This is a genomic window from Nonomuraea sp. NPDC048901 (genome assembly GCF_040649695.1).
Classification (GTDB): Bacteria; Actinomycetota; Actinomycetes; order Streptosporangiales; family Streptosporangiaceae; genus Nonomuraea.
Genome location: NZ_JBEZFW010000008.1, coordinates 187,457 through 208,151, shown reverse-complemented (window position 1 = coordinate 208,151; position 20,695 = coordinate 187,457). Strand labels below are relative to the sequence as shown.

The window sequence follows — 20,695 nt, the reverse complement described above, 5'->3', positions numbered from 1 at the left end:
GGGGCCCTCCACCCCTGTGCGCGCCGGATAAATCCCCTTAAACTCCGGGATCGTGCGACTTCGCTCCTTGATCGTGTGCGCGATCCTGCTGGCCTTAGTGCCGGCCGCTCCGGCCTTCGCCGACGACCCCACGTCTACCCCGACCCCCTCGCCGAGCGCGACCCAGGAGAAGCTCGAAGACGGCCTGGCGCTCAGCGGCGGCACCGTGCGCGCTATCGTCGAGCTGAGCGACCCGGCGCAGAACGCGCCGGTGGCCAAGCAGGCGGCGGCCGAGAGCGTGGACGTCGTGCTGCGGCCGGAGAGCCAGCCGTTCATGGTGGTCCAGGGCACGGCCGAGGAGCTGGCCGCGCTCGCCGCGGACTCGCGCGTCACCTCGATCCACCGTGATCGCGCCTATCCCCCGAGTGCGGCGAACAACCTCACCCAGATCGGCGCCGACCAAGCGCACGCCCAGGGCTTCGTCGGCACCGGCCAGGCGGTGGCCATCCTCGACACCGGCATCGACGAGGACCACCCGAACTTCGGCGGCCGGATCGTGGACGAGGCGTGCTTCTCCGCGGTGGACGAGGGCGTGGAGTCGCTGTGCCCGAACCACCAGACCACGCAGACCGGCAAGGGCGCGGCCGACGCCATGACGGCCAAGTGCCTGGCCAACGGGGAGAACCTGTGTGACCACGGCTCCCACGTCGCGGGCATCGCGGCGGGCAACGGCGGCGTCGCGCCCGGCGCGGGGATCGTCGCGGTGCAGGTGTTCAGCCGGGTCAACGACGAGTCGGTCTGCTACGGCGAGCCGTCGTGCCTGCTGGCGTACGAGTCGTCGCTGCGGCTGGCCATGGACTACGTGGCCGCCTCGGCGCAGCCGATCGCCGCGGTGAACCTCAGCCTGGGCGGCGGGCTGCCCGAGACCTCGTGCGACGACAGCGAGGAGGGCGCGATCTTCAAGCCGAAGATCGACGCCCTGCTGGCCAAGGGCATCGCGACCGTGGTCGCGGCTGGCAACGAGTACTCCGAGGGCGCCTCGTTCCCCGCCTGCATCACCTCCGCGGTGGCCGTGGGCGCGAACGACGACAGCGACGCGATCGCCGACTTCTCCAACCGGGGCGCCGGGGTGGACCTGTTCGCGCCGGGTGTGGACATCGACTCCTCGGTGCCCGACAACCAGACGGCCATCTACAGCGGCACCTCGATGGCGACGCCGCACGTGGCGGGCGCGCTGGCGCTGCTGAAGGCGCAGTCCCCGCAGTCCCCGATGACCGAGCTGATCGACAAGCTCAAGTCGAGCGGCCGCCCGTACGTCTATCAGGTCGCCGACGGCACCCAGGTCACCACGCCGCGCCTGGACGTGCTCGCCGCGCTGACCGGCAGCGCGCCGCAGCCGCCCATCACCCAGACCCCGGCTCCGGCCCCCGACGACCCCGACCCGTCCGACCCCGACCCCGAGCCCGACCCGTCGGACAGCAGCGGCCCCACGCCGACGCCCGAGCCGTCGGAGACGAGCCCGACGCCGGTCCCGCTGCCGACCCTCACCGTGACCGTGACCGTGACGGTCACGCCCAAGGCCCCCGCCACGGTGTGTACGCGCGGTACGACCGGCACCCGCCTGACGGCCAAGAAATGGGCCGTGGAGCTGCACCGGAGCACCGGCAAGCTGCCCGACGCCACGCTCACCTGCTACCTGAGCCTGGTGCAGAAGGCCAGCACGGTCTTCCCCGAGCTGACCAAGGCGTCATCCCTGGGCACCGCGTACCGGGTGCTGAAGGCCAGCAAGACCAACCGCGCGAAGCTGGACGCCGCCCTGCTGACGGGCTGGCTGAACTGGGCCCACGGAACCAACGGGACAACCACCTTGAAGTCCGCCGAAAAGGTGCGACTCACCACCAAGGCCACAAGTGCCGCGCTGAAGAAGGCGGCGAAGAGCGTCCTGCCGAAGTAGCGGCAAAGGTTTCTCTGGCGTAGATGCGTCACTTGGGAAACAGCGACATCACCCTTCTCGCGGGTGGGGACTGTGCAGGCAGTATGCCTTTCCCCACCACGGAGGAACCAGTGAAGCTACGACCGCTGCTGACCGGCATGGTCGCGCTCGCCACGGTCTCGGCCGCGCTCGTCGCGGCCCCGGCCGGCAGCGCGGACAGCCGCGCCGGCGGCCCGCTCATCAGCCCGGCGCTCATCGCTGAGATGCAGAGGACGCAGCGCGTCCGCTCGATCGTCGAGCTCCATCCTGGCCAGGACGGCGAGGCCGTCGCCAGGGACATCATGGCGGCCTCCGCGGCCGCGCGGATCGTCGAGACGGCGAAGTCGCCGAACTTCTTCGTGGCCGAACTCGACGACGCGTGCCTGGACGCGCTCAGGGACGACCTCCGCGTCAAATCCGTCTACCAGGACGAGCTGAGCTCGGCCTTCATGGACGACAACTCCAAACTCCTGGACGTCAGCACCAAGGTGATCGGCTCCGACCGGGCCAACGCGGCCGGCTGGACCGGCAAGGGCGCCACGGTCGCCATCCTCGACACCGGCATCGACGAGGACCATCCGTTCTTCGCCGGCCGGATCACGGACGAAGCCTGCTTCTCCTCCGCGAACCCGAGCGTCGAGGCCGTCTCGCTCTGCCCCAACGGGCAGCCCAGCCAGACCGGCCTCGGCGCGGCGAACGCCGAGACCCCGCTGTGCATCGCGAACGGCGTCAACCAGTGCCGCCACGGCTCGCACGTGGCGGGCATAGCGGCGGGCGCGATGGTGCGGGGCGCTCCGTCCAACGGCGTGGCCCCGGCCGCGGCCATCCTGCCCATCCAGGTCTTCACTCGCATCAACAGCGCCACGGCCTGCGGCGCGGCGGGAGCCCCCGCGACCCCGTGCTTCCTGAGCTACACCTCCGACCAGAAGCTCGCGCTGGAGTACGTCGCGAAGGCGGCCAAGGCGCGGCACATCGCCGCGGTGAACATGAGCCTCGGCGGCGGCCGCATGTGGACCGAGCCGTGCGACAACGACCCGCGGGCCGGCGCGCACAAGGCGCAGTTCGACGCCCTGCGGGCGCTCGGTGTGGCGCCCGTGATCGCGGCGGGCAACTCCGGCAACGACGGCGTCGCCTCTCCGGCCTGCGTCTCCAGCGCCATCGCGGTGGGCGCCACGGACGACAGTGACCAGATCGCCTCGTTCTCCAACCGCGGCGCGATGCTGGACGTGTTCGCGCCCGGCGTCAAGATCAACTCGTCGGTGCCCGGTGGCACCTTCGCGGAGCTGAGCGGCACCTCGATGGCCGCGCCGCACGTGACCGGCGGGTTCGCGGTGATGAAGCAGGCCTTTCCCGGCCTTAGCGTCGCCCAGGTCATGGCGAAGCTGCAGAACACCGGCATGGACATCTCCTACAGCAGCGAATTCACCGAGGTGAGCACCGAACGGATCAACCTGGCCAGGGCGATCCTCCCGGCCCGGTCCGCTCTCTAAACCCTCGCCCCGGCCTGCCGTCCGGCCCTCGGCAGGAGTTTGGTCAACCCATGACCGACTCCTGCCGCTTAGGGTGGCTTTTATGGACGCAGGCAAGGCGATCTTGGATACCGTTGACAGGTTTCGCCAGCGGCGCACCGCCCCGCTGGTACTCGAGCTCGATCTGACCGAAGGGCTCACCGAAGGGCCACCGGCGGACCCGCTCTCCGCTGTGCTGTCCATGCGCAAGACGCGGCTGGCCGATGTGCTCTCGGGCCTCAAGCGGGCCAGGCAGGACTCCCGGGTCAAGGCACTGATCGTGAAGATGGGCGGCAACCCGCTCGGTCTGGCGATGGTGCAGGAGCTGCGCCAGGCGGTCACCCAGTTCCGGGACTCGGGCAAGCTGACGGTCGCCTTCGCCGAGACGTTCGGCGAGTTCGGCAACGCCACCGTGCCCTACTACCTGGCCACCGCGTTCGAGCGGATCTACCTGCAGCCGAGCGGCGACGTGGGGCTGACGGGCGTGGCGCTGGAGCAGCGGTTCGTCAAGGGCACGCTGGCCAAGCTGGGCGTCGACTACGAGGTCGGCCAGCGGCACGAGTACAAGACCGCGGCCAACATGTTCACCCAGGACCACATGACCGAGCCGCACCGCGAGTCGATGACCCGCATCGTCGAGTCGGTCATCGAGCAGGTCGGCGCGGGCATCGCCGAGGGCCGCCGGCTCGACCCGGCCAAGGTGCGCGAGCTGATCGACCAGGGGCCCTTCATCGGCGCCGAGGCGCTGGAGGCCGGCCTGGTCGACGGGCTGGCCTACCGCGACGAGGTGTACGACGAGGTCAAACGGGCCGCGGGTGGTGAGCCGCACCTGCAGTACGTCTCCCGCTACGCCAAGGCCGCGGCCGTACGCAAGCTGCCGCATCCGACGGCCGACGGCATCGCGCTGGTCCACGGCAACGGGCAGATCAGGTCCGGCCGCAGCGGACGCAGCCCGCTCGGCGGCGGCGGCGCGATGGGCTCCGACACGGTGAGCGCCGCGCTGCGGGCCGCCCGGCGCGACGAGCACGTCAAGGCGATCGTGTTCCGGGTGGACAGCCCCGGCGGCTCGTACGTCGCCTCGGACACGGTCTGGCGTGAGGTCGTGCTGGCCCGCAAGGTCAAGCCGGTGATCGTGTCGATGGGCGACGTGGCCGCGTCCGGCGGTTACTTCGTCTCGATGGCCGCCGACGTGATCGTCGCCCAGCCCGGCACGCTGACCGGCTCCATCGGCGTGTTCGCCGGCAAGCCGGTGATGCGGGAGCTGCTGGAGAAGGTCGGCGTCAACTCCGAGCTGGTGGCCGGGGGCGCCAACGCGGGCATGTTCTCCGCGACGCGTGCCTTCTCCCCCGAGCAGTGGGAGCGGGTCAACGCCTGGCTCGACCGTATCTACGATGACTTCGTGGGCAAGGTCGCCGAGGGTCGCGGCCTGACCCGGGAGCGCGCCCATGAGCTGGCCCGCGGCCGCGTCTGGACCGGCGCCGACGCCCGGTCCTGTGGCCTGGTCGACGAGCTGGGCGGCCTCGAGGACGCGCTCGGCATGGCCAGGAAGCGCGCGGGCCTGGGCGCGGAGGCGCCCGTGCGGGTCTATCCGCGGCTCAACCCGCTGGAGCGGCTGCTGGGCCCGGAGTCGAGCGAGGACAAGGCCGCCGCGCTGGCCCGCGTCCGCCTGGAAGCCTGGGGGCCGCTCGCCCGGCTCTCCGCCGAGCTGGGCCTCCCGGCCGCCGGGCCGCTGACCCTCCCGAGCTGGTACACGATTCGCTGAGACCGCCGTACGTGATGTCCGGTGGGCTCTTTCGTCAGGAGCCGCCCATCGGGCGGTAGCGGGCGCGGAGCCGGACCAGCGGCTGGAGCGAGGGCGTGACATACGGCACCGCGAGCACCCGCGCGATGAACAGCGTGTGATCCCCGGCGGGGACCACCTGGGTGGTCTCCGCCTCCAGGGCCGCGACGCCGCCCTCGACGACGAGCGCGTCCGAGAGGGTGCCGCGGTGGTGCGCGATGCCCGCCACCAGGTGGCGGGCGCTGGGCCGCCCGGCGGTGGCGAAGCGGCTCGCGATAGCGGCCTGCCCCGCGGACAGGAGCGAGGCCGCCCAGCGGTCCTGGCGCAGCAGCACCTCGCAGAGGTAGCCGCCGCTGCCCAGGCTCACCAGGATCAGCGGCGGCTCCAGCGAGACCGACATCAGCGCCGAGACGGTGGTGCCCAGGTCGTCGCGGCCGTCGCGTACGGTGACCACCGCCACGCCCGCCGCGAGCTGCGCCATCGCCTCGGTGAACTCGCTCACGACGAGAGCCCCCGGAGTGCGGGGACCCTCGCCGGGCGGGTCAGCCGAGACCGTTGGAGGTCAGCCATTCCTTGGCCACCGTGGCGGGCTCGTCCTTGTTGACGGCGATCTTCTGCATCATGTCGAGCAGCGACTGCGTGGTGAGCTTGGCCGAGATCGCGTTGAGCGTGGTCTTGACCGTGTCGTTCACGGCCGCCTTGTTGACCAGCGGCGTCACGTTCTGGGCGGCGAAGAGGTTCTTCGTGTCCTGGAGCGAGACGAGGTTGTTGGCGGCGATCTTCGGGTCGGTGCTGAACACGTTGCCTACCTGGACCGTGCCGTCCTTGATGGCGTCGGCGGTCGTGGCGCCCGTGGCCTTCCAGTCCTTGAACTCGATCCCGTAGACCGACTTGAGCTCCGCCTCCCAGCGCTTCTTGAACTCGGCCGGAGCCCCGATGACCATGGTCTTGGACACCTTGGCCAGGTCGTCCATGGTGTTGAGCGACTGCTTGGCCTGCGTGTCCTTGCTGATCGTCAGGGTGTCCTTGTCCTCGGCGGGAGAGGAGTCGAGGACCTCGAGCTCGGGCGGCAGCTTCTCCTTGAGCCCGGCGTTGACCTCGTCAGTGGTCTTCGCCTTGGTCTCCTTGTCGACGAAGGCCAGCAAGTTGCCGTTGTACTCGGGCACGACGGTCAGGCCGCCGCTCTTGACCTGGTCGTAGATGACCTCGCGGGTGCCGATGTTGGGCTTCTCCTCCACCTGCACGCCCTTGGACTGGAGCGCCTGGGCGTAGATCGAGGCCAGCAGGGTGTTCTCATCGAAGTTGGCGGAGCCGATGATGACCTTGCCGCCGCCCGCGGAGGCCGAGCCGCTGGGCGCCGCGCTCGTGGTGTTGAGCGGGTTGCCTCCACCACTGCCGCCACCCCCACAAGCGGCCAACGCGAGCGATGCCGTCAGCAGCACCGCCGCGGTGCCGAACATGCGTTTCATCGTTATTTCCTTCCTTAGCGGCAGGTATTGGAGAGATTAGCGGACCTTGACCCGCTGGCTCACCCCTGGGGAGACCGTCACCCTCCGAACGAGGGTGAACAGCACCTGCACGACGAGCGCGAACAACACAATCAGTACTGAACCCCCGACGACGCTGGCGTAATCCTGAGTCGAGAAGCCATCGATGACGAATCGCCCCAGCCCGCCCAATCCGGTGTAGGCCGCGATCGTGGTGGTGGCGACCACCTGGATGGCCGACAGCCGGAGCCCCAGGAGGATCAGTGGCAGCGCCACGGGCACCAGCACCCGCCCGAGCACCTGCCCGCTCCGCAGGCCCATCCCGTAGGCGGCGTCACGCAGCTCCGGGTCCACGCCCCTGATGCCCTCGAAGGTGTTGACCAGGATCGGCGGTATGGCCAGGAGCACCAGCGGAATGATCACCGGCAGGATGGACGCGGTGCCGAGCAGCAGCACGAACAGCACCAGCAGCCCCAGCGTCGGCAGCGCCCTGGCCAGGTTGGCCGTGACCACCACGCCGATTCCGCCCTTGCCGGTGTGCCCGATGAGCAGGCCGAGCGGGATCGCGATCAGCACGGCCAGGGCCAGCGCCATGACCGAGAACTCCAGGTGTTCGAGCAGCCGCGCGGGGATGCCCGCCGGGCCCGACCAGTTGTCGGCCTTGCCGAAGAACTCCAGCAGCCAGTTCACGCGGACCTCCTAGCCCGGACCCAGGGCGTGAGCAGCCGTTGGGCGAGCACCAGAAGGCCGTCGGCGATGAGGGCCAGCAGCACGATCAGCACGATACCGACGAGCGCGGGCGGCACGAACGGGTTCTGGTAGGCCCTGGTGAACAGCATGCCCAGACCGCCCTGCCCGATCAGCGCGCCGACGCTCACAAGGCTGATGCTGGAGACGGCGACCACCCGGAGCCCGGCGATCACGACGGGGGTGGCGATCGGCAGCTCCACCTGCACCAGGCGGCGCAGCGGCGTGAACCCCATCGCGACGGCCGACTGCCGTACGTGCTCAGGAACCGCGCCGAGCCCGTCGACGACCGACGGGATGAGCACGGCGCAGGCGTAGAAGGTCAGCGGCACGATCACGGTCGTCTTCGACAGGCCGGTGAACTGGATGAGCAGCATGAAGACCGGCAACGACGGCAGCGCGTAGATGACGTTGAACACGCCCGTGGTCGGCTGGTAGAGCCAGCGCCAGCGCACGCTGGCCAGCCCCAGCGGCAGCGCCACGATCAGCGCGACGACGATCGGCACGAGCGACATGATCAGGTGGTCGCCGAGCAGGTTCTTGATGCTGTCGACCCGGCCGGTGTCCCAGTTGCGCGCGATCCACTCCCATATGGAGGGCGGTCCGTCAGCAATCGCCCACGTGGAGGGCGGTCCGTCAGCCATCGGCCGCCTCCGCCAGTGCCTCGTCGAGCGCCTCCCGGGTGGCGGCGCCGACGACCTTGCCGTCCCCGTCGACGGCCACCGCGCAGCCCGACGGCGACAGCAGCGCCGCGTCGAGGGCCGAGCGCATCGAGTCGCGGCCGAGCACGAACGTCCCGTACGGCTCCAGCTCGGTGGGCCGCTCGCGCGAGATCCAGCCGACCGGCCGGTCGTCCCCGGTGACGACGAGCAGCCACGGCTCGTCCGTGGGCCCCTCGAAGCCCTCGGGCACGGTCAGGTCGTCGCGCAGGCGCAGGCCCTCCGTCGAGATGAACTGCAGGCGCCTGATGCCCCGGTCATGACCGAGGAACTCGCGGACGAAGTCGTCGGCGGGCTCCGACAGCAGCGTCTTGGGGTCGGCCAGCTGCGCCAGCTTGCCGCCCACCCGCAGGACGGCCACCCGGTCGCCGAGCTTGATGGCCTCGTCGATGTCGTGGGTGACGAAGACGATGGTCTTGTTCAGCTCCGCCTGCAGCCTGAGCAGCTCTTCCTGCAGGCTGGTGCGGACGATCGGGTCGACCGCGCTGAACGGCTCGTCCATGAGCAGCACCGGCGGGTCCGCCGCGAGCGCCCTGGCCACACCGACCCGCTGCTGCTGCCCGCCGGACAGCTGGAACGGGTAACGCTCGCCCATGGCCGAGTCGAGTCCCACGCGTTCGAGCAGCTCCATGGCGCGGTCACGGGCCTTCTTGCGGTCCCAGCCGAGCAAATAAGGGACGGTGGCGATGTTGTCTACGATCTTCCGGTGCGGAAAGAGCCCGGCCTGCTGGATGACATAGCCGATGCCGCGCCGCAACGTCGGCGGATCGATGCCCTGCACGGGCTCACCGTCAAGGAGGATCCGCCCCTCTGAGGCGTCGATCATCCGGTTGATCATTCGGAGGGACGTCGTCTTCCCGCAACCGGAGGGGCCGACGAACACGGTGATCTCACCCGTCGGCGCCTCAAGGCTCAGGTGATCGACTGCGACCGTGCCGTCCGGATAGCGTTTGGTGACGTCGTCAAATGTGATCACGCGCGACCTCTCGCGTTCGTGGCGGGGGCCGCAGCCCCCCTGCTACGGCCGCCGCATGATCTCTTAGGACGACCAGACTACGGCGATCCAGCTCACTCTGTCCCCTCGGGCCTCTGTGAAACGCTTCAGCAAGCTGCAAGTTTCATGCGAAATGCCGTTCTGATAGTGCGCTGCACCTGGGTAAGTTGGCATGATTAACACCACACACTCAGACGCCGCACCCCCCACCTCAAGCGTCCGTATTTCAGCAAGAGGATCCGGCCCCGTGACAGACTTGCTCACCGATCACCCCTCCCGGGCGGAACTGATCGCGGAGCTCTACGACCGTTACGCCGCCGGGCTGTTCGCGTACTGCGCTGACCAGCTCGGAGACCACGGTTCCGCAGCCGACGCCCTGGTGTCCGTGCTCGGCTCCGCCGCCGACGCCTGGGCGTCCGCGCGCGGTTCTGGGGCCACCACCTCAGCGTCCGCCCGCGGTTCCGGGGCCACCACCTCAGCGTCCGCCCGCGGTTCCGCACTCGCCGCCTCGGCGTCCGTCCGCGTCGGCGGGCAGGCGGCGCCGCCTGCCCGCGCCGCCCTGTTCGCGTTCGCCCGCCGGGAGATCCAGCGCCGCGATGTCGTCTACGCGCCGCCGGTGGTCGACCCGCTGATCGACCCGGCGTCCGCGCTGGTGGAGCGGGTCCTGCGGGAGCTGCGCCCGCACCAGCGCGAGGTGCTCGTGCTGTGCGAGGTGTGCGGGCTGGACCGCGCCGAGCTGGCCTGGGTGCTCGACGTAGCGCCCGACACGGCGGACGAGCTGGCCACCAGCGCCACGCACCGCTACCGGCAGGCGCTCGACACCACCCTGGCCTGCACAGAAACCCGCGTGTCCAAGCCGGTGGCCGACGTCTACGGGGCGCTCGGCGTGGCGCCACTGCGCGACGTACTGGGACGGCTGCCCTGGCCGCCGCCGCCCGCGTCTCTCCACTCGCACTTCGCTCCGCAGATCCCGCCCGGTCGTACGGCGGCGCCGATGTTCGTCAAGCCGCTCTGGCCGGGCCCGCCCACGTGGCCGCAGCCGTTGGCTGTGGCGGACGCGGCGACCAGCACCGGGATCTTCCCGACGGAACTGCTGACCCCGCCGTCGCCGTCCCGAGTGCCGGAGCACGAGGCACCCACGGCACCGATGCCCAAACTCCGCGACCCGTTCGGACCCGGCTCCGCTCTCGAGGGCCCCGCGCCCGCGGGTCTGGCTCCCAAGGGTCCGACTCCTGAGGGCCTGGCTCCTGAGGGCCTGGCTCCTGAGGGACAGCGCTTCTTCACGCCTCGGTCACCCAGCACGCGACTGCCCGGGGACCTGCTCTCCGACACGCGGTCATCTGGGGACGCGCTCTTCGGCAGGCGACCGTCCGACGACGCCCTCTCCGGCTCGCGACCGGTGCGTGATGGGTTGTTCCGCTTACCGCAGCCCGCTTCCGAGAAGCCCGCGCCTGCTCAGCCGACCGAGGAGCCCCTGCCGAAACGTCCGTTCACTCTCTCGGCGTCCATTCCGGCGGACGTGCTGGACGACGAGCCGATCACCCAGGAACTGCCCGCCATCGGCGACATCCTCGTACACAAGGGCGAGGCCAGGGAGCCGGGCTCCTTCTTCGTCCCCAGGACCGCCGCCAGGGAGCCCATCTACCGGCTGCCGGCCCCGCTGCCGTTCCCACCGACCGTGGACGACCTGCCCATCGTGGACGACCTACCCGAGGACCTCCCGGACGTCCCAGACGTACCGCGAGCCCGGGTACGTCCCGGCAAGGACCGACACCACGACTGGGCGTGGGAACTGGTCGGGTTCCTGGTCTGCGTCGCCATCGCGATGATCGTCTTCTTCGCGGTCCCGCTCATCATCGGCTAGCTGCCAGCACTGACCGCAGATCACTCACTGCCGGCCGCTCCCGCTGCTCCACCGGCACCGCCGACAACACCATCCGCCCGGCCTGTTCGACCAGCGTCGTCCGGTGGATGGCCGGCAGGCTATCCACAACCTCAGCAGCCACCTGCAGGCCCTCGTCAACCCCGCCGTTGACCACTGTGCATTGCGCGGTCAGCAGGCGCGCGATAGCGGGGTACTGGTAATCGGGGTTGTCTCTGACGACCTGGTCCCGTGCCTCACTGGCCTTCGCCATGTCGCCTGCCGCGCTGTACACCCATACCCGAGCGTACGGGAGCTGCCCCAACCGCCAGTAGTCAGCCATGATGCTGGCCGGCAGATGACCGGTGCTCAGACGCTCGCTGATCCGCTCCAACGTCGCGCGTGCTTCATCGTGTCGCCCGACCATGGCCAGGGCCTTGCAGCGGGTGTAGTCGATCAGCGCGGCACCGTACGAGCTGCTGCCTCCGCGCGCCCTATCGGGTTTCCACTGTTTTCCACTCAACGCTGCAGGTGATCGTAGCTCAGGCGATGGCCGTGACGGACTGGACCGATCGGCAGCTCTCGACGCTGCGTAACACCTACCCGCATTGGCATGTCGAGCGCATGAGACTGCCCTGGCCATGCGGCAGGCCACCGTCTGCGCAGAGCCCGGGGCCACAAGACCGTGGCTCACCCCATTGCCACAAGGAGGAAGGAAGGCCAGCATGGGCCGTCGCGAAGACCCCAACAGCCCGAAGGACGAAGAGTTCGACGCCGAGAAGCACGGCAAGTCTCCCGGCAGCAGCACCAACGACCAGCACCAAGAGCCCAAGGGCGGCCACGCCAAGGGCAAGGGAAAGAAGTGAACGTCACCCCCGAGCGAATGGACCGGCTGATCGCCGCGTGCGATCCCGAGGAAGCCGGCGACATCAGCGACTCCATCAAGGAGGCGGTGCGGAACGTGCCCCGTCACCTGTTCATTCCGTCGGTCGGACTGGTCGTCGAGGAGGGAGAGCCGTACCTGATCGACCAGCAGGCCGACCCTGGCGCCTGGTGGGATGCCGTCTACTCGCGCAGCATCATCGTCACGCAGCTCGACGACGGCGCCACCGACCTGAGCGCGCTGCGGGGAGATTCCACCTCGTCGGCGTCCGCGCCGTCCACGGTGGCCGACCTGCTCAACCACCTGCGGGTGGAGCCCGGTCACCGTGTCCTCGAAGTGGGGACGGGCACCGGATGGACGGCGGCGCTGCTGTCCCATCTCGTCGGAGATCAGGGGGAGGTGACCTCCATCGAGGTGGATCCCCAGGTGGCCGAGCAGGCGGCGAAGAACCTGAACGAGTCGGGGTTCCATCCGCGGCTGCTCGTCGGTGACGGCGCGCTCGGCTGCACGGATGGGGAGCCGTACGACCGCGTACACGTCACCTGCGGAATCAGGACGATCCCGTACCCGTGGATCGAGCAGACACGGCCCGGCGGCATGATCGTGCTGCCGTGGCATCCCGGCTACGGCACCAGCCACGCGCTACGCCTGGAGGTGCGGGACGACGGGACCGCCGTCGGGCGGGTGGTCGGGTACGCCGGTTACATGATGCTGCGGTCGCAACGTCCCCGCCCGAGCATGAATCAACTGCCGGGTCAGGAGCGGCGGCACTATCGGATGGCGCTCGATCCACGAGCGCTCAGTCAGATGGGCGCGGGCGCGGACCTGGCCATAGCGGCGCTGACCGGGTGCCTGTCGCACACCACCACGGGGGCCGACGACACGGGCGAGTATGCCCGGATGTGGGTCTCCGACCCGGACGATCCTCGCTCGTGGGCAGCGGCCACGTGGCGGCCGGACGATCTCGACTACGGCGTCCAGCAGGTAGGCGACCGGCCGCTGTGGGATGAGGTCATTCAGGCGTACGCCCAGTGGGTTGCCTTGGGCGAGCCGCACTGGGAGCGCTTCGGCGTGACGGTCACACCGGAGGGACAGCGGGTATGGCTCGACGCTCCGGAGGTGGTGTTGAGCAGCGCCTGAGCATGCGAAAAGGCCCCCGTCACCTCCCGCGTGGGAGGTGACGGGGGGCTGCTCATACCGGAGAGAGCCAAGTGAGCCGTCCTTGCCGGGCAGGCAGCGGGTCCGGGCTGTCCCTGCTCGCCATCGTCGCCTGGCCGTCCTGGCGGTCCCGGGGATCCCGGCGCTCCTGCAGAACCCTCAGGCTCTGGACTCCGCGCTTGCCGCAACAAGACCGGCCAGTCCTACTCTTCCAAGCGTTCGGCATCGGCAGGGATCCAGGGGAAGGGCACCTCAGGCCAGCGCGCGGCAACCAACGCATCGAGATCCACAGCCAGAACGGCGTCGATGCCGTGCGGGGGAAAGCTGAGTACATGAGGGAGGGCTGCAACCCGATCTCGGACTCGCTGCCCGGCAGGTTACGCAAGCGCGCAACAGGGTGCGGACACCTCAGGTGGACTGCCCGGTGTGGAGCATGTTGTCGGTGATGACGGCGGGACGCCCGCCGTGGTTGCCCTTGCGGGCGGCGGCGTCCAGGCCTTCAAGGGCAGGGGCCGACGGAAGAGGGCCCAGATCGCGGATGACCCCGGCCAGGGCCTGGATGGGCTCGCTCTCAGCCTCGCTCCGCCACACCAGCGCGTACGGCAGCGGCTCCATATCGGTGACCGGCAGGTAGGCGATGTCCGGCCGTACCCAGTAGCGGGTGACGTGGGCGGGGAAGAGCACGACAAGCCCGTCCATGCTGGCGAGGGTCATGGCCTCTTCCGCGTCCCGCACCACGGGACCGCGCTCGATCTGACGGCCCCGCCGGGTGAGGCGCGGGGCGTAGGCGTCGTACCAGTAGCCGGGCCCGGTGTCGGCGTGCGGGTGCTGGAAGTCGGAGACCATCTCCAGCGAGACCGACGCGCGCGAGGCGAGCTGGTGGTCGGTGGCGACGGCCAGCACGCGCTGCTCGGCGAACACGACCGGCCCCACGGTGAGGTCGGGTTCGTCGACGGGGAGCCAGCTCACCAGGACGTCGATGTCTCCGCGCCGCAGCGCGGGAAAGGCTTCGCCCACCTGTGCTTTGTGGACGCGCAGCTTCCACAGCGGGTGGCGCAGGCGGAAGACGTCCCAGTAGGGGCGCAGGTCGTGGGCGTTGAGCGGGAGCATGCCGACCCGCAGGATGCCGGTGATGCCCTGGCCGGCGAGCTGGGCGCGCTCCATGCTGTCCTTCAGCCCGGCATACAGCGGCCGGAGGTCGTCCCGGAGCTGCCGTCCGACGTGTGTCAGTCGGACCGTGCGGTTGTTGCGCTCGAACAGCGGAGCGCCGACCTGCCGTTCCTGCTTCTGGATCGCCTGGGTGACGCGAGCGGGTGACAGGCACAGCCGGGTGGCGGTGCGGCCGAAGTGCAGTTCCTCGGCCAGGATCAGGAAGATCTCGATGTCCCGCAGTTCCACGCCTGACCTGCTCCGTTCACTCCCGCTGAAGGTGATCTTTCGGGGTTCGTCGTTGTTTCGGGTGTTCACCGTACTTGATCCTCGATGCGTACGATTCGCCTAGTCGAGGGAGCACGTGGATGGACGTCCTGGTTTGCGGTGCCGGCGTCGCCGGGGCTGCACTGGCGTACTGGCTGCGCCACCACGGGTTCACCCCGACCGTGGTGGAGCGCGCCCCGCGGGTGCGCGCGGGCGGGTATGCGGCGGGCCTGCGCGGCGAGGCGCTGGACGTGCTGGACCGGATGGCCCTGCTGGAGCGGGCCGAAGCGCTGGACCTGCGGCTGGGTGATACGGCGATGGCGGACGAGTACGCCGCGCTGCCCGTGGCGGTCCGTGCGGGCGACCTGGAGATCCTCAGGGACGACCTGGCCGGCCTGCTGTACCAGGCCACCCGCCGGGAGGTCGAGTATGTCTTCGGCGACTCGATCGCCACACTGGAGCAGACGGTCGGCGACGTGCGGGTCACCTTCGACCGGGGCCAGCCGCGGCGCTTCGACCTGGTGGCCGGCGCTGACGGGCTGTATTCGCGGATCCGCTCGCTGGTTTTCGGGCCGCCCGAGCTCTTTGTCCGGCACCTGGGCCTCTACACGGCGGTCTTCGGCCTGCCCGGCCATTTCGGCACCGAAGAAGGCGGCCGGGTCCACCGCGTACCGGGCAAGGCGGCCGCGGTGCTCGGCACCCGCGACGGCACCCGAGCCCGGGCGGCGCTGCACTTCGCCTCCGGGCCGCTGGCCTACGACCGCGATGACGCCGGGCAGCACAAGCGCATCGTGGCCGGGCGGTTCGCCGACGAAGGCCGGCTGGTCCGGCGCCTGCTGGAGGAGATGCGGGGGGCGAAGGACCTCTTCTTCGAGGCGAACGCCCAGGTGGAGATGCACCGCTGGTTCTCGGGCCGGGTGGTGCTGCTCGGGGACGCCGGTTACTGCGCGGCGTCGGCCTCGGGTCGCGGCGCCTCCCAGGCGTTGATCGGCGCCTACATCCTGGCCGGCGAGCTGGCCGCCGACGGCGGCCATGCGCGGGCGTTCGCCGCCTACGAGCGGGAGATGCGCGGCTTCGTCGCCGAGCACCAGCACCTGGGGCGCGAAGGCGCCGACCAGTTCTTCCTGGGCACGCCTCCGCAGGAGGGGCTCGATCGCACGACGGCGGCCCGCCCGTACCTGATACGGCTCAAGGACTACGTTCCCGGCTTCGCCGCGGAGCGGCCTTCACCCGGCCGGGCCGCCCGCTGACCTGGCGCTGCCGTGTCAGCGGCGGCGTCAGGGCGGCGACGGCCCGATGTCGGGCCCATTCGCGAGGGTGAATGCACGAACGCCGGATCGCAACGGAACCGGCGGACCAATCATGACGCCAAGGAGATAAGGATCATGGCAATCGGCGGAAACGGCTTCTCTGAGCAGGGGCTGCGCAGGCTGCGTGAGGTGCTGGCACGGCATGTCGACTCGGGGAAGATCCCCGGCCTGGTGGCCCTGGTCAGCCGCGGCGGCCAGACCCACGTGGAGACGCTGGGCACGATGCGGCACGACGGCGGCGCGCCGATGCGCCGCGACACGATCTTCCGGATGGCCTCCACCTCCAAGCCGGTCTCGATCGCGGCGGCGATGGTGCTGCTGGACGAGTGCCGGCTGCGGCTGGACGACGTGGTCGACCCGTGGCTGCCCGAGCTGGCCGGCCGGCAGGTTCTCAAGAGCATCGACGCCGAGCTCGACGCCATCGTGCCGGCCCGCCGCCCGGTCACCGTCCGCGACGTGCTGACCTCCACCTTCGGCCTGGGCATGGACATGACCGCGCTGGGCACCCCGATCCTGAACGCCATCTTCGAGCGGGGGCTGACCCCGAACCTGCCGACCGAGGTTCCGGAGCAGGACGAGTGGATGCGCCGCCTGGGCGAGCTGCCCCTGATGCACCAGCCCGGCGAGCAGTGGCAGTACCAGATCAGCAGCGACCTGGTCGGCGTGCTGGTGTCCCGGGTGACCGGCCAGAGCTTCGAGGACTTCCTGCGCGAGCGCATCTTCGAGCCCCTGGGCATGAAGGACACCGGCTTCCACGTGCCCGCCGACCAGATCGACCGGCTGCCCACCCTGTACGCCCCCGACCCCGCCACGGGCGAATTCCTCGCGTGGGACGAACCCGAGGGCGGCAGGTGGAGCAAGCCCCCGGCGTTCCAGGGCGGCGGTGGCGGCCTGGTCTCCACCGCCGACGACTACCACGCCTACTTCCGGATGCTGCTCAACGGTGGGGTTCACGAGGGCCGGCGGATCCTGTCGCGGCCGGCGGTGGGGCTGATGACCACCAACCGGCTCACCCCGGAGCAGAACGCCGCCCGTACTGCGCTGGCCCGCAACGCCGTGCACATCTCCTTCGGCCAGGGCCAGCAGGGCGGCTGGGGCCTGGGCATGGCGGTGCGCACCTACCGCGGCGACTACGCCCCGATCGGCCAGTTCGGCTGGGACGGCGGCAGCGGCACCTCCGCCTACGCCGACCCAGCCAACCAGCTCACCGGCATCCTGCTCTGCCAGCTCGGCTACAGCGTGCCCAACCCCGCCCACCTGATGAGCGACTTCTGGACCACCGTCTACCAGGCTCTCGAAGACTGATGCAAGGAGTGAGTGTCATGCGTGTCTGGTTCATTACGGGCGCGTCCAGGGGGCTGGGCAGGGCGTTCGCGGAGGCTGCGCTGAGCAGGGGAGATCGCGTCGTGGCCGCGGCCCGCGACATGGCGCCGCTGGAGGGCCTGCGGGCCCGCCATCCCGACACCCTGGCGTGCGTTCCGCTCGATGTCTCCAACCGCGCCGCGGTGCACGAGGGTGTGGATCGGGCGGTGGCCGCGTTCGGCAGGCTCGACATCGTGGTCAACAACGCCGGCGCGATGTTGTACGGCATGGTCGAAGAGGCCACGGAGACCCAGATCCGAGCCCACTTCGACGTCAACGTCCTCGGGCAGATCTGGGTCACCCAGGCCGTGCTGCCCCACCTGCGCGCCCAGGGCTCGGGCCACATCCTCCTGGTGACGACGATGGGCACGGGCGGCGGGACGGCCTCGGCCGGCCTGTACGCGGCCGGCAAATCGGCCATCGACTCCCTTGGCCAGGCGCTGGCCATGGAGGTCGAACCCTTCGGCGTCAAGGTCACCATCGTCCAGCCGGGCGGCTACGACACCGGCCTGTTCACGACCGGCACGACGGCCACCACGCCCGACCCGGCGTACGACCCGCTGCGGGCGAAGCTGACCGAGATGTGGGGCGACGAAGCGGGTCCCGACCCGAGCACGGCCGCGCCGGTCGTCATGCGGCTCGTGGACCTGCCCGACCCGCCCCTGCGGCTGATCGTCGGCAGCCGGTCCTTCGATCTGGTTCAGCAGATGAACCAGGCCAGGGCCGAAGAGTACCGCGCCTGGGAACACCTCAGCCGCCTGGCACCCGGCTGACAGCTCCGTCCCGATTCGCGCGTTCCGACGCGACGAACGACACGATCGAAAGGTCATAGATGATGAAGATGATGAAGCACCACGACGCCGCCCGGCCCGCGGAAGAAGACCTGCGAGAAGAGCGGCCGGCGGGGGACGCCGACGTGATCGTCGTGGGGGCCGGTCCGACGGGTTTTATGCTGGCCGCCGAGCTGCGCCTGGCCGGAGTGCGGCCGCTGGTGCTGGAGCGACAGCCGCGCCCCCGCGACACCCCCAAGGCCGGGGGCCTGGGCGGGCAGATCCTGGAGCTGCTGCGCTACCGGGGCTTGCTGGAACGTTTCGAAGCGGCCTGCACCGGCCCGATGCCCGCTCCCCGGTTCCCGTTCGGCGGCGTGCACCTGGATTTCACCCAGCTGCCGGATCCCCCGATGCACGCCCTGCCGCTGCCGCAGCAACTGCTCGAGCGGCTGCTCGGCGAACGCGCAGGAGAACTCGGCGTCGACCTCCGCCGCGGACACGAGGTGACCGGGGTAAGCCAGGACGACGACGCGGTCACCGTGGACGTGCGCGGCCCGGACGGCCCCTACCAGGTGAGCGCCCGCTATCTCGTGGGGTGCGACGGCGCGCGCAGCCGCATCCGCGACTGGGCCGGCATCCCGTTCCCTGGCACCACCTATCCCGAGGTCAACCGCCTGGCCCAGGTCACCCTGCCCCCCACGGTCACCGTTCTGGGCAATGGCGATCTCGACGTCCCCGGCTTCGGCACCATCCGCGCCGGATTCACCCGCACCGACCAGGGCCTGCTCGGCGTCGGCTCCTCACCCGGCACCCAGTCCGTCTCCCTCTACACCATCGAGGACGAGAACACCGAATACGACGACGACGTCCCCATGACCCTGACCGAACTGCAGGACAGCATCCACCGCGTGCTCGGCGCCCACCTGCCCCTGGCCGGATCGACCCGGCTGTCCCGGTTCACCTTCAAGGCCCACCAGGCCGAGCGATACCGTGCCGGTCGCATCCTGCTCGCCGGCGACGCGGCACACCTGTTCCCCGCCACCGGAGTGGCGCTCAACGCCGGCATGCTGGACGGGGTTAACCTGGCCTGGAAGCTGGCCGCCGACCTCCACGGCACGGCCCCGGCCGGCCTGCTGGACACCTACCACACCGAGCGCCATCTGGCCGGCGCCCGCACCCTGCTGCACACCCGAGCGCAGGTAGCCCTGCGACGCGGACACGACGCGGCCGCCGAAGCACTTCGCGACGTCTTCACCGAACTGCTCACCGACGAGCAGCCGCTACGCCGGATGGGAGCCCTCGTCGCCGGAACCGACATCCGCTACCCGATGCCCGGCTCCCACCACCACCCGCTGACCGGCACCTTCGCCCCCGACCTCACTCTGCACACCGACCAGGGCGTCACCAGCGTCGCCGACCTCCTGCACACTGCCCGACCCATCCTCCTCGACCTGGCCGACCGCCCAGAGCTCCGCCAGATCGCCCGGGACTGGCGGCATCTCCTCGACGTCCACACCGCCAAGACCGACGATCGGCCGGCTGACGCGCTGCTGATCCGCCCGGACGGCCACGTCGCCTGGGCCGCCGGCCTCGACGAATCCACGGACAGCGCCATGTCCCCGCTGCGGGAGGCACTCTCCGCATGGTTCGGAACGCATTGAAACAGAGGGAATAGAGACATGACCAGTAGATTCATCGAGTTGGCCGTCGACTGCCACGATCCGGAGAGACTCGCGGCCTTCTGGTGCGAGGTCCTGGACTTCGAGGTGATCGACCGGAACGAGGGCAAGGTCGAGATCGGCTCCTGGGAGCCGACCGTCGAGGAAGTCCGGGCCCGCCAGATGCCGCCCACCCTGCTGTTCATCCAGGTGCCCGAGGGCAAGACCGTGAAGAACCGGCTCCACCTCGACGTCAGCCCGATCGACGGCAGCACCGACGACGAGGTGACCAGACTGCTCGGCCTCGGCGCCACCAAGAGAGACGTGGGCCAAGGCCTAGACCGAAGCTGGGTGGTCATGGCCGACCCCGAGGGCAACGAGTTCTGCGTCCTGCGCTCCCTGGCTTGACGCGCCACGGTGGGTGCGGCTCGTTCTCAGTGATTGAAATGATCAAGCCGTGAGGGCATATCCGTCCTGGTAGTCACTCTGATGGACACGCTCGTGCTGCCGGGCGAGATGGAAACTCCAGTACTGCTCAAGATGACCGTTGGCGACCAGCGCGCGGAGTTTCAACACTACTTCGGCCCCGGCCAGACCCCGCCGCGCCCCGGCCAGGTCGAACCTGTCAGCGATCAGATGACGGCACGCTCCCTCGATCACTCCGGTCGCGATCGGCCATCCAGCTTCGAGCGCCTGGTCATAGCGCAGGTACTCGATGTTGTTGGTCAGGTAGCGGATGCACGCATCCAGGCCGTCGCGGCGGTGGGCGGCCGTGGTGGCGGCCTGGCTGGTCAGCGCGGTGATGACCTGGCCGGTGTGCCCGGCCAGCAGGGCAGCTCCCGCCCGGAGGTCAGGAACTCCTCCAGCGCCGGTCGATCGACGTCAACAGATACCTCGACGATCAGCGCGGCCAACAGAGTGACAGAATCCTAATGATCCCGATCAGGCTTCGATACACCGGCCTCCACCAGCGGTGGAACCGAGCCATGGCACGCTTCGTTCGTATTCCGGTCTCACACCTAGAACACCTGCGCATCATCTCAAGCCGTGCTCACGGGCAAAGGCTGCAGCGCCCCGGGTGCCTCATTGCG

18 protein-coding genes and 1 pseudogene are annotated in these 20,695 nt (G+C 69.9%); 11 read left to right on the top strand and 8 right to left on the bottom strand.

Annotated elements, in window-relative coordinates; genetic code table 11:
• The first annotated feature begins 52 nt into the window (after positions 1-52).
• The 3 genes from AB0C30_RS28350 to sppA all read left to right on the top strand — a co-directional run bounded on the left by AB0C30_RS28350 (position 53) and on the right by sppA (position 5,221).
• Entirely contained in the window at positions 53-1,933 is a 1,881-nt protein-coding gene (locus tag AB0C30_RS28350; protein WP_357950013.1) for a S8 family serine peptidase, read from the top strand.
• 110 nt (positions 1,934-2,043) lie between these two features.
• A complete protein-coding gene (locus AB0C30_RS28345; protein ID WP_357950010.1) occupies positions 2,044-3,441 on the top strand; it encodes a S8 family serine peptidase in 1,398 nt (465 codons plus the stop codon).
• Between the two features lie 82 nt (positions 3,442-3,523).
• On the top strand, positions 3,524-5,221 hold the full coding sequence (gene sppA, locus AB0C30_RS28340; RefSeq protein WP_357950008.1) for a signal peptide peptidase SppA: 1,698 nt from the start codon (positions 3,524-3,526) through the stop codon (positions 5,219-5,221).
• Between the two features lie 34 nt (positions 5,222-5,255).
• On the opposite strand, the gene AB0C30_RS28335 is transcribed toward sppA, so the two are convergent.
• From AB0C30_RS28335 to AB0C30_RS28315, 5 genes are read right to left on the bottom strand one after another with little or no spacing between them, the layout of a single operon-like run.
• Entirely contained in the window at positions 5,256-5,741 is a 486-nt protein-coding gene (locus AB0C30_RS28335; protein ID WP_357950005.1) for a flavin reductase family protein, read from the bottom strand.
• A 40-nt stretch (positions 5,742-5,781) separates the two neighbouring features.
• Positions 5,782-6,708: an ABC transporter substrate-binding protein gene (locus AB0C30_RS28330; RefSeq protein WP_357950002.1), complete on the bottom strand. Its 927-nt coding sequence runs from the start codon at positions 6,706-6,708 to the stop codon at positions 5,782-5,784.
• A gap of 36 nt (positions 6,709-6,744) precedes the next feature.
• Positions 6,745-7,416: an ABC transporter permease subunit gene (locus AB0C30_RS28325; RefSeq protein ID WP_357949999.1), complete on the bottom strand. Its 672-nt coding sequence runs from the start codon at positions 7,414-7,416 to the stop codon at positions 6,745-6,747.
• Positions 7,413-8,117 (bottom strand): ABC transporter permease, encoded by a 705-nt coding sequence (locus AB0C30_RS28320; protein ID WP_357949996.1) that lies wholly within the window; start codon positions 8,115-8,117, stop codon positions 7,413-7,415. The genes AB0C30_RS28325 and AB0C30_RS28320 overlap by 4 nt, the downstream gene beginning before the upstream one ends.
• The gene (locus tag AB0C30_RS28315; RefSeq protein WP_357949993.1) at positions 8,110-9,168 is read right to left on the bottom strand and encodes an ATP-binding cassette domain-containing protein; all 1,059 of its coding nucleotides are present in this window, start codon (positions 9,166-9,168) and stop codon (positions 8,110-8,112) included. The genes AB0C30_RS28320 and AB0C30_RS28315 overlap by 8 nt, the downstream gene beginning before the upstream one ends.
• Before the next feature lie 265 nt (positions 9,169-9,433).
• Here AB0C30_RS28315 and AB0C30_RS28310 point away from each other — a divergent pair, with 265 nt between their 5' ends.
• Entirely contained in the window at positions 9,434-11,050 is a 1,617-nt protein-coding gene (locus tag AB0C30_RS28310) for a hypothetical protein (RefSeq protein ID WP_357949991.1), read from the top strand.
• On the opposite strand, the gene AB0C30_RS28305 is transcribed toward AB0C30_RS28310, so the two are convergent.
• Positions 11,040-11,570 (bottom strand): hypothetical protein, encoded by a 531-nt coding sequence (locus AB0C30_RS28305; protein WP_357949989.1) that lies wholly within the window; start codon positions 11,568-11,570, stop codon positions 11,040-11,042. The genes AB0C30_RS28310 and AB0C30_RS28305 overlap by 11 nt on opposite strands.
• Positions 11,571-11,772: 202 nt before the next feature.
• Between AB0C30_RS28305 and AB0C30_RS28300 the strand changes: the two genes are divergently transcribed.
• Positions 11,773-11,913 carry a hypothetical protein gene (locus tag AB0C30_RS28300; protein WP_357949986.1) on the top strand — a complete coding sequence of 47 codons (141 nt, stop codon included), beginning with the start codon at positions 11,773-11,775 and terminating at the stop codon, positions 11,911-11,913.
• Positions 11,910-13,070, top strand: coding sequence for a methyltransferase domain-containing protein (locus AB0C30_RS28295; protein ID WP_357949983.1), 1,161 nt, complete (start codon positions 11,910-11,912; stop codon positions 13,068-13,070). Before AB0C30_RS28300 ends, AB0C30_RS28295 begins: the two co-directional genes overlap by 4 nt.
• Before the next feature lie 426 nt (positions 13,071-13,496).
• Here AB0C30_RS28295 and AB0C30_RS28290 read toward each other — a convergent pair whose 3' ends face one another.
• Positions 13,497-14,486, bottom strand: a complete 990-nt coding sequence (locus AB0C30_RS28290; RefSeq protein WP_357949981.1) for a LysR family transcriptional regulator — start codon at positions 14,484-14,486, stop codon at positions 13,497-13,499.
• A 119-nt stretch (positions 14,487-14,605) separates the two neighbouring features.
• Here AB0C30_RS28290 and AB0C30_RS28285 point away from each other — a divergent pair, with 119 nt between their 5' ends.
• From AB0C30_RS28285 to AB0C30_RS28265, 5 genes are all read left to right on the top strand, one after another.
• On the top strand, positions 14,606-15,754 hold the full coding sequence (locus AB0C30_RS28285) for an FAD-dependent monooxygenase (RefSeq protein ID WP_357949978.1): 1,149 nt from the start codon (positions 14,606-14,608) through the stop codon (positions 15,752-15,754).
• Between the two features lie 135 nt (positions 15,755-15,889).
• Complete coding sequence (locus AB0C30_RS28280) at positions 15,890-17,119, top strand: serine hydrolase domain-containing protein (protein ID WP_357949975.1); 1,230 nt, start codon at positions 15,890-15,892, stop codon at positions 17,117-17,119.
• Between the two features lie 17 nt (positions 17,120-17,136).
• Positions 17,137-17,949, top strand: a complete 813-nt coding sequence (locus tag AB0C30_RS28275; protein ID WP_357949973.1) for an SDR family NAD(P)-dependent oxidoreductase — start codon at positions 17,137-17,139, stop codon at positions 17,947-17,949.
• Between the two features lie 59 nt (positions 17,950-18,008).
• The gene (locus AB0C30_RS28270; RefSeq protein WP_357949970.1) at positions 18,009-19,607 is read left to right on the top strand and encodes an FAD-dependent monooxygenase; all 1,599 of its coding nucleotides are present in this window, start codon (positions 18,009-18,011) and stop codon (positions 19,605-19,607) included.
• Between the two features lie 18 nt (positions 19,608-19,625).
• Positions 19,626-20,012, top strand: coding sequence for a VOC family protein (locus AB0C30_RS28265; protein WP_357949967.1), 387 nt, complete (start codon positions 19,626-19,628; stop codon positions 20,010-20,012).
• Between the two features lie 42 nt (positions 20,013-20,054).
• Here the strand turns inward: AB0C30_RS28265 and AB0C30_RS28260 are convergent.
• Positions 20,055-20,354, bottom strand: a pseudogene (locus tag AB0C30_RS28260) (ISKra4 family transposase); the annotation flags it as partial.
• Positions 20,355-20,695: the final 341 nt, after the last annotated feature.